Annotated in this window: 14 protein-coding genes; 13 read left to right on the forward strand and 1 reads right to left on the reverse strand. The window is 61.8% G+C overall.

What is annotated here, in order from left to right:
* Positions 1 to 135 precede the first annotated feature (135 nt).
* The 13 genes from BFP92_RS18730 to BFP92_RS18790 all read left to right on the forward strand — a co-directional run bounded on the left by BFP92_RS18730 (position 136) and on the right by BFP92_RS18790 (position 17061).
* Entirely contained in the window at positions 136 to 1806 is a 1671-nt protein-coding gene (locus tag BFP92_RS18730; RefSeq protein WP_065930609.1) for a response regulator, read from the forward strand.
* Between the two features lie 53 nt (positions 1807 to 1859).
* The gene (locus tag BFP92_RS18735) at positions 1860 to 3821 is read left to right on the forward strand and encodes a methyl-accepting chemotaxis protein (protein WP_065930610.1); all 1962 of its coding nucleotides are present in this window, start codon (positions 1860 to 1862) and stop codon (positions 3819 to 3821) included.
* Positions 3822 to 4093: 272 nt separating this feature from the next.
* Positions 4094 to 4549: a type II 3-dehydroquinate dehydratase gene (aroQ, locus tag BFP92_RS18740; protein WP_056860456.1), complete on the forward strand. Its 456-nt coding sequence runs from the start codon at positions 4094 to 4096 to the stop codon at positions 4547 to 4549.
* Positions 4550 to 4573: 24 nt separating this feature from the next.
* Positions 4574 to 5032: an acetyl-CoA carboxylase biotin carboxyl carrier protein gene (accB, locus tag BFP92_RS18745; RefSeq protein WP_065930611.1), complete on the forward strand. Its 459-nt coding sequence runs from the start codon at positions 4574 to 4576 to the stop codon at positions 5030 to 5032.
* 17 nt (positions 5033 to 5049) lie between these two features.
* Entirely contained in the window at positions 5050 to 6411 is a 1362-nt protein-coding gene (gene accC / locus BFP92_RS18750) for an acetyl-CoA carboxylase biotin carboxylase subunit (protein WP_017136745.1), read from the forward strand.
* Between the two features lie 303 nt (positions 6412 to 6714).
* Complete coding sequence (prmA, locus tag BFP92_RS18755) at positions 6715 to 7593, forward strand: 50S ribosomal protein L11 methyltransferase (RefSeq protein ID WP_065930612.1); 879 nt, start codon at positions 6715 to 6717, stop codon at positions 7591 to 7593.
* A 30-nt stretch (positions 7594 to 7623) separates the two neighbouring features.
* Entirely contained in the window at positions 7624 to 8832 is a 1209-nt protein-coding gene (locus tag BFP92_RS18760; protein WP_065930613.1) for a DUF3426 domain-containing protein, read from the forward strand.
* 185 nt (positions 8833 to 9017) lie between these two features.
* Complete coding sequence (gene dusB / locus BFP92_RS18765) at positions 9018 to 10031, forward strand: tRNA dihydrouridine synthase DusB (protein WP_056860459.1); 1014 nt, start codon at positions 9018 to 9020, stop codon at positions 10029 to 10031.
* Positions 10028 to 10348 carry a DNA-binding transcriptional regulator Fis gene (gene fis, locus BFP92_RS18770; protein WP_003221275.1) on the forward strand — a complete coding sequence of 107 codons (321 nt, stop codon included), beginning with the start codon at positions 10028 to 10030 and terminating at the stop codon, positions 10346 to 10348. The genes dusB and fis overlap by 4 nt, the downstream gene beginning before the upstream one ends.
* Before the next feature lie 81 nt (positions 10349 to 10429).
* Positions 10430 to 12037, forward strand: coding sequence for a bifunctional phosphoribosylaminoimidazolecarboxamide formyltransferase/IMP cyclohydrolase (gene purH, locus BFP92_RS18775; protein ID WP_065930614.1), 1608 nt, complete (start codon positions 10430 to 10432; stop codon positions 12035 to 12037).
* A 125-nt stretch (positions 12038 to 12162) separates the two neighbouring features.
* On the forward strand, positions 12163 to 13455 hold the full coding sequence (gene purD, locus BFP92_RS18780) for a phosphoribosylamine--glycine ligase (RefSeq protein WP_058419482.1): 1293 nt from the start codon (positions 12163 to 12165) through the stop codon (positions 13453 to 13455).
* 115 nt (positions 13456 to 13570) lie between these two features.
* Entirely contained in the window at positions 13571 to 16342 is a 2772-nt protein-coding gene (locus tag BFP92_RS18785) for a hybrid sensor histidine kinase/response regulator (RefSeq protein ID WP_065930615.1), read from the forward strand.
* Positions 16343 to 16464: 122 nt separating this feature from the next.
* Complete coding sequence (locus BFP92_RS18790) at positions 16465 to 17061, forward strand: MarC family protein (RefSeq protein ID WP_017136752.1); 597 nt, start codon at positions 16465 to 16467, stop codon at positions 17059 to 17061.
* Here BFP92_RS18790 and BFP92_RS18795 read toward each other — a convergent pair.
* The gene (locus tag BFP92_RS18795; RefSeq protein WP_065930616.1) at positions 17058 to 17834 is read right to left on the reverse strand and encodes a hypothetical protein; all 777 of its coding nucleotides are present in this window, start codon (positions 17832 to 17834) and stop codon (positions 17058 to 17060) included. The genes BFP92_RS18790 and BFP92_RS18795 overlap by 4 nt on opposite strands.
* Between the last annotated feature and the right edge of the window lie 211 nt (positions 17835 to 18045).

Raw genomic sequence — 18045 nt, forward strand, 5'->3', positions numbered from 1 at the left:
GCGCGACCATTGAGTCGATAAATGAATACCCAAGACGTGTACTTAATTGACGTATGACACTCATGCAACAGAAAAGAGGTGCTAGCATAGAGCCATCAGTCGACCTCAGCATGCACCCTCACTAGTAGTCAGGATATGACCGAGCCAGAAGACCCCAGCCGTGAGCGTCTCAAGCACCATTTTGCCCAGCGGGTAATTCATCAGGCACGTCAAATTCTTGAGATCTGGCAACGCCTGCAACGCAGCGAATGGTCGAACACCGATTTGTCCGAACTCAGCGAAGCCAACCTGCGCCTGCTGCGCTTTGCCGAGCGTTTCGAACAGCCGGAACACGGCCAACTGGCGCGGCACATCGGCGAATCGCTGAAGGTGGTGGACGAAAATCGCGGCCGCCTGAGCAGCCAGGTCATCACCGAACTCAACCGCCTGATGCAACGCCTGTCCCGCACCGGCCTGCGTCAGGGCGACCAGTTGGAACAAACCTTTCTGCCACCGATGCGCAAGCCCATCTACGTGATGCTGGCCGATCACGACCGCGCCGAACGCCTGGCCAAGCAGCTGGAGTTCTTCGGCATGAGCGCCCAGTCCCTGGCCAGTGTGGCGGCGTTTCGCGCCTCCCTGGCCGAGCGTCTGCCCTCGGCGATCGTGATGGATGTGGACTTCTGCGGCGCGGGCCTGGGCCTCAAGCTGGCCGCCGAAGCCCAGGAAGGCCTCGAGCAAAAGCTGCCGCTGCTGTTTTTCAGCCTGCATGAAACCGACACGCCAACGCGCCTGGCCGCGGTGCGCGCCGGTGGCCAGGAGTTCCTCACCGGCACCCTGGAAGCGTCGAGCCTCTTGGAAAAGATCGAAGTGCTGACCTGCGTCGCGCAGTACGAACCCTATAAAGTACTGATCATCGATGACTCACGGGCCCAGGCGCTGCACACCGAGCGCCTGCTCAACAGCGCCGGCATCGTCACGCGCACCTTGATCGAACCGATCCAGGCCATGGCCGAACTGGCGGATTTCCAGCCGGACCTGATCATCCTCGACATGTATATGCCCGCCTGCACCGGCACCGAGCTGGCCAAGGTGATTCGCCACAACGACCGTTACGTCAGTGTGCCGATCATCTACCTGTCGGCCGAAGACGATCTGGATAAACAACTGGACGCCATGAGCGAAGGCGGCGACGACTTCCTCACCAAGCCGATCAAGCCGCGCCACCTGATCACCACCGTGCGCAACCGCGCGGCGCGGGCGCGCAACCTCAAGGCGCGGATGGTACGCGACAGCCTGACCGGGCTGTACAACCACACTCACATCCTGCAATTGCTCGAAGACTGCAGCTTCCGCGCCCGCCGCGAGAACAAGCCGCTGAGCTTTGCAATGCTCGACATCGACCACTTCAAGCGCGTCAATGACAGCCACGGCCACCCCATGGGCGACCGCGTCATCAAGAGCCTGGCGCTGTTTCTCAAGCAGCGCCTGCGCAAGACCGACTACATCGGCCGCTACGGCGGCGAAGAGTTCGCCATTGTGATGCCCGACACCGACCTGGAATCGGCCTGCAAGGTGCTGGACGAAATCCGTGGGCGCTTTGCCGAGATTCACTACCCGGCCCAGCCGCAGGATTTGTGGTGCACCTTCAGCGCCGGGCTGGTGGAGCTGTGCGACGATTCCGACAGCCTGATGATGGCTGCCCAGGCCGACGAGGCGCTGTACCGCGCCAAGAACGCAGGACGCAACCGCGTGCAAGCCGCGCGCACATCAAAGCAAAGTGCCACCTTTTCACCGGAATTCACCGAATCCGTCATAACTTTGTAATGGAAACGCAATAACTTCAGGCACTTATCTTTTGCTGTCGGTTGAAACCACGCATGCGCCTGAAGCTGCTGACCAATCTCAATACCCTTCTGCTGGTGGCCGTGTGCCTGGCCCTTGGGGCCACGCTTTGGTGGTCGCAACGCGCACTGGAACGGCCTTATCTGCTGATGGAACGCTACCTGAGCCTGTCGCAGACCTTTCAGAACCAGGCCGCGCGCAACATTGACGACTACCTGTCCAGCGGCGATGCCCTGCGCTTGAGCAGCGCCAGTCAAAGCCTGGAAAGCCTGTTGCAGCATCTGGACGAGTTGCCGCCAGACCTTGCGCAAAACCTGCGCCCCAGCCTGGTGGATCTGGATACCTTCGGCAAAACCGAGCTGCTCGCCGCCGGCAAACTGGCGGGCGATCCGCAAGCCCTGTTGCTGCAAGCCGAACGTGAGCTGGGCGCGAACCTGGAGCAACTGAGCCAATACGCCACGGGCGCCAACGCACCGGACGCCGCTCGCTACCTGCCGCCCTTGCTGGCCGCGTCCCAGCACCTGGGCAAACTGTCCCTGGCCCGCGACAAGCTGGTCAGCAGCGGGCGCGCGGAGTTGGCCGATGACGTGGAACGCGAAGTCGCCAGTATCCGTACCCAGGCGGACCTGTTGGCCGCATTGCCATTGCTGGGCGTCAAGGCCAGCAGCGAATCCGGCGCCGATGATTTTTCCGCCATGATGGGCCTGGAAAACACCACAAAAACCGAAGCCCAGGACACTGGCGTCGACCTCAAGCGCGAACTCAACAGCCTGTTGACCCGCTACCCCGCCGAACTCCAGCGTACCCGCAAGCAAATCCAGCAACGCACCGCACTGGCCGCCGCCACCCACCTGAAAATCACTGCCGTGCAGCAGGCCATCTCCGGCCTGGAGCCGGTGGTGCGTGCCCAACACGCCAGGATCCAGGGTGAAGTCCGCCTGCTGCAAGGCGTGATGATCGGCCTGATCCTGTTGATTGCCCTGCTGATCGACACCCTGCAACGGCGCCTGGCGCGGGTGCTGACCAACCTTGCGCCGGCGCTGTCGACCTGGGCCGAAGGTGATTTCAGCCAGCCGATTGCGTTGGGCAAGACCAACCGCGAATTGCACGATATTGAAGCCTCGCTGAACCGCTTGCGCGCGTATCTGGTGGCCCTGGTGGGCACCATTCGCGGGAATGCCGAAGAAGTCGCCGGTAGCAGTCGCGCCCTGGCCGAGCTGAGCAGTGGCTTGCATGATGGTGCGCAGCGCCAAGCGGGGGATACCGCACAGATCCGCGACTCTTTGGGCGAGCTGGAAGCCACCATCCAGCAAGTGGCCGGCGACGCCAGCCAAGCTGCGGGTGCCAGCCGCAGTGCGGGCCTGGCCGTGGAACAAGGCCAACGGGTGATCGGCCTGAGCCTCACCGGCTTGCATGCGCTGGTGGGTGAAGTGCAGCAAAACGCACAGATGATCGAGAAACTCGCGGAAGAATCCGCCACCATCGGCGGCGTGCTCACCGTGATTCGCTCGATTGCCGACCAGACCAACCTGCTGGCCCTCAACGCCGCCATCGAGGCGGCCCGCGCCGGGGAAGCCGGGCGCGGGTTTGCCGTGGTGGCTGACGAAGTGCGCACCCTGGCCCAACGCACGGCGGGCGCCACTGCTGAAATCCAGGGGTTGATCACCGGCCTGCAAAGCGCCGCCCACCAGTCGGTGCAAGGCATGCGTGCGCAGGTCGAACACGCCGAAGCCACCGCCCAGCAGGCTCAGGCGGCCGACGGCGCGCTGGACGAAATCGTCGGGGCGATCCAGACCATCTCCGACACCGCCGTGCGCATCGCCGATGTGACCGCGCAGCAGAGTGGCGCCGTCAGTGAGATTCGTGACAACAGCGAGCGGATTCACCAGCTGGGCGAGGATAATTTGCTGCGCATCGGCCAAGGACGTAGCCAGGGTGAGCATTTGCTGGAACTGGGTGGGCAGCTGAACACTGCGGTGCAGGCGTTTCGCGTCTAATGCGATCGAGATCGTGCCCACGCTCTGCGTGGTCATGCATCCTGTGACGCTCCGCGTCACGACTTCAGAGCGGGACGCGGAGCGTCCGGGGCGGCATTCCCACGCGGAGCGTGGGAACGATCAATCACTGACCAAATCCAGCCTCACAGTCACAAATTTTGCGCAATCATCGCTAATCGTGCCGCCTACTGCATAGAACTGGACAGTCACAAAGGCTTTGCGGCATAGTCGCCGGGTTCTGACGCACCCACATCAATAACAAGGAACAGCCGATGGCGACCTTTCTGGTTCTTCACGGACCCAACCTGAACCTGCTTGGCACCCGCGAACCGGGCGTCTACGGGGCGGTGACCCTGGAACAGATCAACCTTGATCTGGAACGCCGGGCGCGTGAAGCCGGCCACCATTTGCTGTACCTGCAAAGCAATGCCGAGTACGAATTGATTGATCGCATCCATGCCGCGCGTGGCGAAGGCGTGGACTTTATCCTGATCAATCCCGCCGCTTTTACGCATACAAGTGTTGCATTACGTGACGCGCTGCTGGCGGTGAGCATCCCATTTATCGAAGTGCATTTGTCGAACGTGCACAAACGCGAAGCTTTCCGCCATCACTCCTACTTCTCCGACGTAGCGGTAGGTGTGATCTGCGGCCTTGGCGCCAGCGGTTACCGACTGGCCCTGGAGGCCGCCCTGGAACAACTTGAACAACCGGCCAAGCGCCCCTGACCGACCCTTGGGAGTTGATGATTCATGGATATCCGTAAAGTTAAGAAACTGATCGAACTGCTGGAAGAATCCGGTATCGACGAGCTGGAAATCAAGGAAGGCGAAGAATCCGTACGGATCAGCCGCCACAGCAAGACTCCGGCTCAACAGTTCTACGCGCCACAGATGCAAGCACCTGCTCCGGCTGCCGCACCTGCCGCCGCCCCGGCTGCTGCTGCACCGGCCGCCCCGGCCGCGCCTGCGCTGAACGGCTTCGTGGTCAAGTCGCCAATGGTCGGTACCTTCTACCGCACCCCGGCACCGACCTCGCCAGCCTTCGTTGAAGTCGGCGCAACCGTGAAAGTGGGCGACACCATCTGCATCGTTGAAGCGATGAAAATGATGAACCACATCACGGCTGAAAAAGCCGGCGTCATCGAATCCATCCTGGTAGAAAACGGTCAGCCGGTTGAGTACGACCAGCCGCTGTTCACCATCGTTTGAACCGCGGAGCGCCTTCGATGTTGAAACCTGCGAAGAAACTGCAAAAAGTCCTGATCGCCAACCGCGGCGAGATCGCGCTGCGTATCCTGCGCGCCTGTAAGGAAGAGGGCATCAAGACCGTCGCTGTTTACTCGACGGCCGATACCGAATTGATGCACGTGAAACTGGCGGACGAAAGCATTTGCATCGGCCCGCCACTGGCCACGAACTCGTACCTGAAAGTCTCGAACATCATCGCGGCCGCTGAAGTGACCGGCGCTGATGGCATCCACCCAGGCTACGGCTTCCTCGCGGAAAACGCCGATTTCGCCGAACAGGTGGAAAAATCCGGCTTCGCCTTCATCGGCCCTAAAGCCGAAACCATTCGCCTGATGGGCGACAAGGTGTCGGCCAAGGACGCCATGATCGCAGCCGGCGTGCCAACCGTTCCAGGTTCCGACGGCCCACTGCCGGAAGACGAGGCAACCGCCCTGCGCATTGGTCGCGAAGTCGGTTACCCGGTGATCATCAAGGCCGCCGGTGGCGGTGGTGGTCGCGGCATGCGTGTGGTGCACAAGGAAGAAGACCTGATCGAAGCCGCCAAGCAGACCCGCTCCGAAGCGGCTGCCTGGTTCGGCAACCCGATGGTCTACCTGGAGAAGTACCTGACCAACCCACGTCACGTGGAAGTGCAGGTACTGTCCGACGGCCAGGGCCACGCCATCCACCTGGGCGACCGCGATTGCTCGCTGCAACGTCGTCACCAGAAGGTGCTGGAAGAAGCTCCGGCACCGGGCCTGGACGAAACCGCGCGCCAGGAAGTCCTGGCTCGCTGCGTCAAGGCGTGCATCGACATCAATTACCGTGGCGCCGGTACCTTTGAGTTCCTCTACGAGAACGGCCGCTTCTACTTCATCGAGATGAACACTCGTGTGCAGGTAGAGCATCCGGTTTCGGAGATGGTCACCGGTATCGACATCGTCAAGGAGATGCTGAGCATCGCCGCCGGCAACGTGCTGTCCTTCACCCAGGACGACGTGAAGATCCACGGCCACTCCCTGGAGTGCCGGATCAACGCCGAAGACCCGAAAACCTTTATCCCAAGCCCTGGCCTGGTCAAGCATTTCCACGCGCCGGGCGGCAACGGCGTGCGTGTGGATTCGCACCTGTACAGCGGCTACAAGGTTCCGTCCAACTACGACTCGCTGATCGGCAAGCTGATCACCTGGGGCGCCACCCGCGACGAGGCCATGGCCCGTATGCGCAATGCCCTGGACGAAATCGTGGTTGACGGCATCAAGACCAACATCCCGCTGCATCGGGATCTGGTCCGCGATGAAGGCTTCTGCGAAGGTGGTGTGAACATTCACTACCTGGAACACAAGCTGGCCAACCAGTAAGTGCTCCACCCAACAAAGCCGCCTTCGGGCGGCTTTGTTGTTTGTGGCACACCTGTTCTTATGCTCGTTCCCACGCTCCGCGTGGGAATGCATCTTATGACGCTCCGCGTCACGGACGCAGAGCGTCCTGGGCGGCATTCCCACGCGGAGCGTGGGAACGATCGCCATAGACAGACCGCGGCGACTGCATCGCAGGCAAGCCAGCTCCCACACAAGCCCGCTCGCCACAAACTCGCCGCTCGCGTAAACTTGCGCGCTTTCGCGACCCTGCCGTCGCACACTCATTTTTCAAAGGTGCCCGCCATGCCTTGGCTGCAAGTCCGTCTCGCCATCAGCCCAGAACAAGCCGAAACCTACGAAGACGCTTTCCTTGAAGTCGGCGCCGTGTCGGTGACCTTCATGGATGCCGAAGACCAGCCGATCTTCGAACCGGAACTCAACACCACGCCGCTGTGGTCCCACACCCACCTGCTGGCCCTGTTCGAAGACGGCACCGATGCCGCCGCCGTGCTGGCCCATATGCAATTGCTCACTGGCAGCCCGCTGCCGGAGCATCACAGCGAAGTAATCGAAGACCAGGACTGGGAACGCAGCTGGATGGACAACTTCCAACCGATGCGTTTCGGCCAGCGCCTGTGGATCGTGCCAAGCTGGCACGCCGCGCCTGAGCCGAATGCCGTCAACCTGCTGCTGGACCCGGGCCTGGCGTTCGGCACGGGTACTCACCCTACCACCGCGCTGTGCCTGGAATGGCTGGACGGCCAGGACCTGAGCGACTGCAACGTCCTGGACTTTGGCTGCGGCTCGGGGATTCTGGCGATTGCCGCGCTGCTGTTGGGCGCCAAGGAATCCGTCGGCACCGATATCGACGTGCAAGCCCTGGAAGCTTCCCGAGACAACGCCGGGCGCAATAACATTGCTGAAGGCAAATTCCCACTCTACCTGCCACAAGATTTGCCCCAGGTGCAGGCCGATGTGCTGGTGGCCAATATCCTCGCCGGCCCGCTGGTGTCGTTGGCGCCGCAGCTGTCGAGCCTGGTCAAGCCGGGCGGCCGCCTGGCGCTGTCGGGCATCCTCGCCGAGCAAGGCGAAGACGTGGCCGCTGCCTACGCCAAGGATTTCGAGCTGGACCCGATCGCCAACCGTGATGGCTGGGTACGCATCAGTGGTCGTCGGCGCTAGAATGAGCGCTTGCCTGAATCGGATGGCCGCATGACCGACAGTTTCGTCACCCAGTGCCCACACTGCCAAGCCCGTTTTCGCGTCAGCCACGCACAACTGAGTGTGGCCCGTGGCGTGGTGCGCTGTGGCTCGTGCCTGCAAGTCTTCAACGCCGCTCGCCAGTTGCTGGAGCAGCGCGGCCAGGCGCCTGCGCCTGAGCAGCCGGCCGCCGCCGAGAAAGCCGCCGAGCCGAGCGCCGAGGCCCCACGGGCCATCAGCCAGAAGCAGTGGAACGCCGAAGAACTGGACCTGGACAACCTGGACCTGGATGAAGAACTGGCCAAGCTGGAGCGTCGCCAGGCACCCGCCGACCGTCGCCAGCCGGAAGATGCCCTGAGCGCCACCCGCGGCACCGCCAAGGCCGAAGAAGAACAGTGGGCCGCCAGCCTGTTCAGTGAACCGCCCGAGGAACGCACCCCAGCGCCCGAGGACGAGCCGGAACCGGCCGCTGCGACACGTCAGCGCACCGAACCCTCCATGTCGTTTCGCCTTGACGACATCGACGATGAACCGCCACTGCGCTCAGCACCCCACGTTGAAGATGACGATATCGACCCGCCGTTCACGCCCTTGACCCAGGCCCTGGACGAACCGGAACCCGACGATCGCCCGCAACCGCGTCGCAAACGCCCGCGCCCCGAGGTGAGTGTTCACGATGACGTGCTCCAGGACCTGGAAGACGACCCGCTGCACCTTTACGCACAAAAGCGTCCATCCGGCTGGGGCCGCCGCCTGATCTGGATGCTGCTGGTGCTGATCGCCGCCGCCGGCCTGGCAGGCCAGTACATCGCGTATCAATTCGACGACCTGGCCCGCCAGGATGCCTACCGCCCATGGTTCCAGCAGCTGTGCCCGTCACTGGGTTGCACGGTGCCATCGCGGGTCGATATCGCCCATATCAAGAGCAGCAACCTGGTGGTGCGCAGCAACCCGGAGTTTGCCGGGGCGCTGGTGGTGGATGCGATCATCTATAACCGGGCAACGTTCTCCCAGCCCTTCCCGTTGCTGGAACTGCGTTTTGCCGACATGAACGGCAGTCTGATCGCCAGTCGCCGCTTCAAGCCCGGCGAATACCTGAGCGGTGAATTGGCCGGCGTGAGCGAAATGCCATCGCAGACACCGATCCACATTTCCCTGGACATCCTTGACCCAGGCAATAAAGCCGTGAATTACAGCCTGAGTTTTCACTCGCCCGAGTGAGCCGGCTCAGGCTCCGAGGTTTGACGGCAAATTATTGACTTTGCGCTGCGCAACCAAACCAGCGGCGATAAAGAAATAACTGTTCAGATTTTATCCAATTCAGCCTTTATCCAGTCATCGAGAGCGGGTATCATGCCAACCCTTTTTCGAACTCTAATGATCCGGCCCCACAACAGGGAAGTCCTATGTCGGCGGTACGCATCGGCCCATACACATTGCCAAACGGCTTGATCCTCGCCCCGATGGCGGGCGTCACCGACCAGCCCTTTCGTCAGCTGTGCAAGCGTTTGGGCGCGGGTCTAGTAGTCTCTGAAATGGTCACCAGCGACATGAGCTTGTGGAACACCCGCAAATCGCGGATGCGCATGATCCACGAAGGTGATCCCGAGCCCCGCTCGGTGCAGATCGCCGGGGGTGATGCGCAAATGCTGGCGGATGCGGCCCGAGCCAACGTGGAGTTGGGCGCACAGATCATCGACATCAACATGGGCTGCCCGGCCAAGAAGGTCTGCAACAAGGCCGCCGGTTCCGCATTGTTGAAAGATGAGCAGTTGGTAGCCGAGATCCTGCAGGCCGTTGTCGCCGCAGTGGATGTGCCGGTCACCCTGAAGATTCGTACCGGCTGGGACCGGGACAACAAAAATGGCCTGACAGTGGCGAAGATCGCTGAACAGGCCGGGATTACAGCGCTGGCGGTGCATGGCCGCACCCGCGCCGACCTTTACACAGGTGAAGCCGAGTACGACACCATTGCCGCGATCAAGCAGGCGGTGTCGATGCCGGTCTTTGCCAATGGCGATATCGACTCAGCCGAGAAAGCCCGGCGCGTGCTGCACGCCACCGGTGCCGATGGCTTGTTGATTGGCCGGGCCGCCCAGGGGCGGCCATGGATTTTTCGTGAGATCGAACATTTTCTGCGTACCGGCGACGTCTTGCCGGCACCGGAGTTGATCGAGGTGGAACGTATTCTGCTAGAGCATCTGGCCGCCCTGCACGCCTTCTATGGAGACGTGATGGGAGTACGCATTGCCCGCAAGCATGTCGGCTGGTATCTCGCCACCTTGCCGGGCGCCAAGGAATTCCGCGCTCAGTTCAATCGTTTGGATGAAACGCAGGCACAGGTCGCCACCGTTCGTGAGTTCTTCGCCGAACGTGACAAGAGCCTGGGAACAGGGGATGGAGAGGGGGTGGCCGCATGACGATGATGACCGAGACTTTAGTGAGTGGAACAGCACCCGTGAGCGACAACGTCAATTTGAAACAGCACCTCAACACGCCGAGCGAAGAAGGTCAGACCCTTCGTGGGAGTGTCGAGAAGGCGCTGCACAATTATTTCGCCCACCTTGAGGGCGCTTCCGTCACGGACGTGTACAACCTGGTGCTCTCCGAAGTCGAGGCGCCGTTGCTCGAAAGCGTGATGAACTACGTCAAGGGCAACCAGACCAAAGCCAGTGAGCTGCTGGGCCTCAACCGTGGCACCTTGCGCAAAAAGCTCAAGCAGTACGATTTGCTGTAAGCATTCAATCAAACCAGAAAGGCGCCCGCGTAAAAACGGTCGCCTTTTTTGCTGACTCCTTTGCTTTTGATGGAAATTGAAATGACCGACCAGACCACCCGCCTGCCGATCCGCCGCGCCTTGATCAGTGTCTCCGACAAGACCGGGATCCTCGAATTTGCCCGGGAGCTGGAAGCCCTTGGCGTGGAAATCCTCTCCACAGGCGGGACCTTCAAACTGCTGCAGGACAACGGCGTGGCCGCAGTAGAAGTCGCGGACTACACCGGTTTCGCGGAAATGATGGACGGTCGGGTCAAGACCCTGCACCCGAAAATTCACGGCGGGATCCTCGGTCGTCGCGGTATCGACGACGCCATCATGAGCGAACACGGCATCAAGCCGATCGACCTGGTGGCCGTTAACCTTTACCCGTTCGAAGCCACCATCAACAAGCCAGGCTGCGACCTGCCGACCGCCATCGAGAACATCGATATCGGCGGCCCGACCATGGTGCGCTCGGCAGCCAAGAACCACAAAGACGTGGCCATCGTGGTGAACGCCGGCGACTACGCCAACGTACTGGAAAGCCTGAAAGCCGGCGGCCTGACCTACGCCCAGCGTTTCGACCTGATGCTCAAGGCGTTCGAACACACTGCTGCCTACGACGGCATGATCGCCAACTACATGGGCACTGTGAACCAGGCCGCCGAGACCCTCAGCACAGAAGGCCGCAGCCAGTTCCCGCGCACCTTCAACAGCCAGTTCATCAAGGCCCAGGAAATGCGCTACGGCGAGAACCCGCACCAGAGCGCGGCGTTCTACGTTGAGGCCAAGCCTGCCGAAGTCGGTATCGCCACCGCGACCCAGCTGCAAGGTAAAGAACTGTCCTACAACAACGTGGCCGACACCGACGCTGCGCTGGAATGTGTGAAGAGCTTCGTCAAGCCGGCCTGCGTGATCGTCAAGCACGCCAACCCGTGCGGCGTGGCCGTAAGCCCGGACGCTGAAGGCGGGATTCGCCAGGCCTACGAACTGGCCTACGCCACCGACACTGAATCCGCGTTTGGCGGCATCATTGCCTTCAACCGTGAGCTGGACGCCGAGACCGCCAAGGCGATCGTCGAGCGCCAGTTCGTCGAAGTGATCATCGCCCCTTCCGTCAGTGAAGAGGCCCGCGCCATCGTCGCCGCCAAAGCCAACGTGCGCCTGCTGGCCTGTGGCGAGTGGTCGGCGGACCGCGCCGCTGCCTGGGACTACAAGCGTGTCAACGGTGGCTTGCTGGTACAGAGTCGCGACATCGGCATGATCGGCAGCGAAGACCTGAAGGTCGTGACCAAACGCGCGCCGACCGAGCAAGAGATCAACGACCTGATCTTCGCCTGGAAAGTGGCCAAGTACGTTAAGTCCAACGCCATTGTCTACGCCAAGAACCGCCAGACCATCGGTGTCGGCGCCGGCCAGATGAGCCGCGTGAACTCGGCGCGTATCGCCGCGATCAAGGCCGAGCACGCAGGCTTGCAGGTTGTGGGTTCGGTGATGGCTTCCGACGCGTTCTTCCCGTTCCGTGATGGCCTGGACAACGCCGCGAAAGCCGGTGTGACCGCCGTGATCCAACCGGGTGGCTCGATGCGTGATGCTGAAGTGATCGCGGCCGCTGATGAAGCGGGCATCGCGATGGTCTTCACCGGCATGCGCCACTTCCGCCACTGATTGATCGTTCCCACGCTCCGCGTGGGAACGCAGCCAGGGACGCTCCGCGTCCCTCGGACGCAGAGCGTCCGTAAAGGCATTCCCACGCAGAGCGTGGGAACGATCATCCTAACGAGGTTTTTGAAATGAATGTTTTGATCATTGGCAGCGGTGGCCGTGAACACGCCCTGGCCTGGAAAGTTGCCCAGGACCCACGCGTCCAGAAGGTTTTCGTCGCCCCCGGCAACGCCGGCACCGCCATTGAAGCCAAGTGCGAAAACGTCGCTATCGACGTGCTGGCCCTTGAGCAACTGGCCGATTTTGCTGAAAAGAATGTTTCCCTGACCATCGTCGGCCCGGAAGTACCACTGGTTGCCGGCGTTGTGGACCTGTTCCGCAGCCGTGGCCTGGACTGCTTTGGCCCTACCGCCGGTGCCGCCCAGCTGGAAGGTTCGAAAGCCTTCACCAAGGACTTCCTGGCGCGCCACAAGATCCCGACAGCCGACTACCAGAACTTCACCGAGATTGAGCCGGCCCTGGCTTACCTGCGTGAAAAAGGCGCACCGATCGTGATCAAGGCCGATGGCCTGGCCGCCGGCAAAGGCGTGATCGTCGCCATGACCTTGCAGGAAGCCGAAGACGCCGTGCGCGACATGCTCGCCGGTAACGCGTTTGGCGATGCAGGCTCGCGTGTGGTGATCGAGGAGTTCCTCGACGGCGAAGAAGCCAGCTTCATCGTGATGGTCGATGGCAAAAACGTGTTGCCGATGGCCACCAGCCAGGACCACAAACGGGTTGGCGATGGCGACAGCGGCCCGAACACCGGCGGCATGGGTGCCTACTCCCCTGCCCCGGTCGTCACCGCCGACGTGCACAAGCGCGTGATGGACCTGGTGATCTGGCCAACCGTGCGCGGCATGGCCGATGAAGGCAATGTGTACACCGGGTTCCTCTACGCAGGCCTGATGATCGACAAAGCCGGCAACCCGAAAGTGATCGAGTTCAACTGCCGCTTCGGCGACCCGGAAACCCAACCGGTGATGCTGCGTCTGCAATCGAGCCTGGTGCTGCTGGTGGAAGCCGCTCTGGCCCAGGCCTTGGACAAGGTTGAAGCACAGTGGGATCCGCGCCCGAGCGTCGGCATCGTACTGGCGGCCGGTGGTTACCCTGCCGACTACGCCAAGGGCGATATCATTGAAGGCCTGGACGCGGCTGCTACGCTGGAAGGCAAGGTGTTCCATGCGGGCACCGCGCTCAAGGACGGCAAAGTTGTAACCGCAGGTGGCCGTGTATTGTGTGCCACCGCAATGGGTGCCAGTGTCGACGCCGCGCAACAGCAGGCGTACAAACTGGCCGCCAAAATCGACTGGAAAGGTTGCTTCTACCGCACGGACATCGGCTATCGCGCCATTGCCCGTGAACGCGGCGAGAACAACTGAACAGCTACGCTTGCGTAGCTATCCGTTCGGCTAGGTAAGGGCCTCTGGCCCTTGCCGTACCCATGTCGCCCCGCGCATAGTTAACCCGTGCATCAACCTACGAAGGGATTTCGCCGTGCGCTGGCTCAGGATCGCCATAGGTTTTACCGTCAGCTTGCTGACCCTGCTCTGCTTGTTCCCGGCCCAGGCCGCCGCACAAGGCAGTGGCTGGGCAGTATTGCTTGATGAACAGGCCGACCTGCAGCTGAGCGACATCCGCTCCGCCCGCTACACCAATCAATTCAGCCCCATCGAACTCGACCGGATTACCGCCGCGCAGCCGGACGGTGCGTTGTGGGTACGTTTCAAGCTGCAACCCGGCAAGCACGAACAAGTGCTGCGCGTATTCGCCCCGGACCTCTCGCACCTGAACCTGTATGTGCTCGACGGCGACATGCTGGTGGAGCAGCAAAGCACCGGCACGCGCCAGCCCCAGGCGGAACGCCCGCTGCCCAGCAGCGATTTCATGCTGCCGATGCCCCAGAGCCAGAAGCCCCTTGAAGTGTACCTGCGCCTGGTCTCGGAACACGAACTGCGCCCCTTCATCACCCTGGAACCGGCCGTGCTCGCCGCCGCCGACCAGACCCAGACGTTGATCTACGGCCTGCTGTTCGGCTGCCTGTTGATGCTGATCCTGCACAACCTTACACGCTTCGCCTATCACCGTTCGCGCAGCAGCCTGTGGCTGGCGGCCTGCGAAGTGCTGTTGGTGCTGAGCCTGGCGCTGTTGCTCAACCTGGTGGGGCCGTGGCTGCCGAACTGGCACGCGGTACAAACCCCGGGCGCCTACCTCGCGCTGCTGCTGACTGCACCGTGCGGGCTGATGTTTGCCTACCGCTTCTTCATGCCGTTGGGCCCGCACCCGCTGAACAAGCTGTTGATGGCCGACATCCTGCTGATCGTGCTGTGTGGCCTGCTGCTGTTGTTCGTCAACACCTTGCCGCTGAACATCATCACCTATGCGCTGGTCGCCCTGGCGGGCTTGAGCATGTTGTTTGTCTCGGCCTACCACTGGCAGAAAGGCTACCGGCCGGCGCGCTTGTTTGTGGTGGCGATGGTGGTGTTCAACATCGGCACCCTGATCATCCTGCCCGCCCTGCTGGGACTGACGCTGGTGGCGCCGCAAGGCCTGATCGTGACCCTGCTGAGCTTTATCTGCCTGAGCGGCCTGCTGATGAGCCTGGCCCTGGGCGAACGCCAGCGCGCCATTGTCGAGGCCCGCTTCAGCCTCAGCCGCGACCTGGCAGCCAGCAACGCCGAGATCGCCGCCAAGGCCGAATTCCTGGCCAAGATCAGCCACGAAATCCGCACCCCCATGAACGGCGTGCTGGGCATGACCGAGTTGCTGCTGGGCACGCCGCTGTCGGTGAAGCAGCGTGACTATGTGCAGACCATCCACAGCGCCGGCAATGAACTGCTGACGCTGATCAACGAGATCCTCGACATCTCCAAGCTCGAGTCCGGGCAGATCGAACTGGACGATGTGCAATTTGACCTCAACGCGCTGATCGATGACTGCCTGAGTATCTTCCGCGCCAAGGCCGAGCAGCAGAACGTCGAACTGATCAGCTTTATCCAGCCGCAGGTGCCCCGCGTGATCAGCGGCGACCCCACACGCCTGCGCCAGGCGCTGTTGAGCCTGCTGGAAAACGCCCTGCAAAAAACCGATGAAGGCGAAGTGCTGATCGTGGTCGCCCTCGACGAACGCAGCACCAAGCCACGCCTGCGCATCGCCGTACAAGACAGCGGCCTGCCGATGGACGCCGCCGAACGCGACGCGCTACTGCACAGCGAACTGCACAGCAAGAACTTCCTCTCGGCCACGCGCCTGAGCGGCCACCTGGGCCTGGTCATCGCCCGCCAGTTGATCCTGTTGATGAACGGCGAGTTCGGCATCAAGAGCGGCAGCCACCAGGGCAGCACCCTCTGGCTGACCCTGCCACTGGACCCGGAACGCCTGGAACACCCGACCTCCGACCTCGACGGGCCGCTCAAGGGCGCGCGCGTGCTGGTGGTCGATGACAATGACACTTGCCGCAAAGTGCTGGTGCAGCAATGCACCGCCTGGGGCCTGAACGTCAGTGCCGTGCCGTCCGGCAAAGAAGCCCTGGCGCTGCTGCGCACCAAAGCGCACCTGCGCGACTACTTCGACGTGGTGCTGCTGGACCAGAACATGCCCGGCATGACCGGCATGCAACTGGCGGCGAAGATCAAGGAAGACCCGAGCCTGAACCACGACATCCTGCTGATCATGCTCACCGGCATCAGCAATGCGCCGAGCAAGATCATCGCGCGCAACTGCGGGATCAAACGCATCCTCGCCAAGCCGGTGGCCGGCTACACACTCAAGACCACCCTGGCCGACGAACTGACTCAGCGCAGCAAAGGCGCAATTGCGCCGCGCCCTGTGCTCAACGCGCCGGCAGCAGTGACCGTGCCGAGTGATTTCAAGATCCTGGTGGCTGAAGACAACAGCATCTCCACCAAAGTGATTCGCGGCATGCTCGGCAAGCTCAACCTCAACCCGGACACCGCCAGCAACGGCGAAGAAGCGTTGGAGGCGATGAAGGCCCAGCGTTATGACCTGGTGTTGATGGACTGCGAAATGCCGATCCTCGATGGTTTCTCTGCCACCCAGCAATTGCGCGCGTGGGAAGTCAGCCACCAGCGCATTCGCACGCCCGTGGTGGCGCTCACGGCGCATATCCTGACGGAACATAAAGAACGCGCACGCCAGGCCGGCATGGATGGGCATATGGCCAAGCCGGTGGAATTGTCGCAGTTGCGTGAGCTGGTGGAGTTTTGGGTGGCGCAGCGTCAGCAACGCCCCGAACACGCCCCGTCTTGAACCTGGAACACGTGGGAGCAGGCTACTGTGGCGAGCAGGCTTGCCACAACAAGCCAGCTCCCACATTTGATCTGCGTCGCCTGATAGACTCTCCCCACCTCCCCCGCCCGCGAGCCGCGCCCATGCTCCACGTGTTATTCAGCGTCTACCTGAAAATGCTGGTGCTCTACAGCCCGTTCTTTGTGCTGTCCTGCTTTATCAGCCTGACCCGTGGCTACTCCAGTAAAGAGCGGCGGCGCCTGGCCTGGAAGGTCGCGTTGGCCACGCTGGTGTCGAGCGTGTTGCTCTACCTGTTCGGCCGGGTGATTTTCAGTGTGTTCGGCATCACCGTGGATGCCTTTCGCATCGGCGCCGGCAGCGTGCTGTTTATCTCGGCGCTGGGCATGGCCCAGGGCAAGTCCGCGGTGCAGACCGACAATGTGCAGCAGGACGTGACCATCGTACCGCTGACCATCCCGCTCACGGTCGGCCCCGGCACCATCGGTGCGCTCTTGGTGATGGGCGTGAGCCAGCCCCACTGGGATGACAAGTTCATGGCGATCGTCAGCATTGCCCTGGCCAGCTTCACGGTCGGTGTGGTGCTGTATTTGTCCAACCGTATCGAACGCATACTGGGTGACCAGGGCTTGCAGATTGTCAGTCGGTTGATGGGGTTGTTCGTGTGTGCGTTGGCCGCGCAGATCATCTTTACCGGTGTGCGCGGTTACCTGGTGCCTTAAATCCGGTATTTCGCGATCGCCAGTTGCACCTTGTCACCGGCGCTCTCGCGCATCAGCTGGATGGTTTTTTCGTTGACCACTGAGGTATTGAGCACCAGGCAAGTCTGGCCGCTGAAAGCCTCGACCGAAGAGCTGTCCCACTCCAGAAACGGCAGGCCCATCTGTTTGCTCACACCGTGGGTGCTGTAAGTCGCCAGCACCATCATCAGTTCACCGCCCGTTTCAGCACAGGACGCCAGGCCGAAATCGCCGCCCTGGTGCACCGTGCTGTTGCGCTTGAACAGCTCAAACGACGCAGGTTGTTGCTTCAAGGCCTGCAACGCATCCGCCGCCAGTTTCGGCAGCGCCGCCAGCAATGGCCCTGCCAGTGAGGCCGCCGCCAGCGCGGCAATGACATTCAGCGCCGCCACTTGCACCGTCAGGCCTTTTCCGGAGCTTGAGACCCGCTCAAAAGCGCTGCGCACCGGCAACCAGCCCAGGCTGACCATCACCTTGATAAATTCGTCATACCACGCCTCGCTGCCTCGTTGAACCTTCAACACATCACTCACATAACTGCTGGCCAGCAGGTAGCTTTTACGGATGTATTCACGGTTCAGCGCCGACATGCCCTCGATAAACGAGATCACGCCGTTGTTCACCACGGCGGCATTGCTATCATCTTCCGCGTCCAGCGGCGCCGGGCGCTTGGCTCCCGGCGCCCCCGGCAGCTTGTAGGCGGCAATCAACTTGCGCCTTTTAGCACTGATGATCCTTTTGTGATGTCGCTCCATTTTTCAGTTCTCCACAAGCACCCCACATGGGGCTTGTCTTCACACTAGTCCAGCCGCTGGCGCGCTTTCCAGACGACAAACATCGCTTGGCGCACGCGTCGAAAAAACGTCCCCCAGCAATAACGCGGCATACCGGTAGACCTTCCTTTTTTCATCGACAAAAAAAGAAAAAGCCCCGAACAACAGCAGGTTTTCACCCAGCGTTACTCGG

It is taken from the genome of Pseudomonas sp. 58 R 3 (assembly GCF_900006605.1).
GTDB lineage: Bacteria > Pseudomonadota > Gammaproteobacteria > Pseudomonadales > Pseudomonadaceae > Aquipseudomonas > Aquipseudomonas salomonii.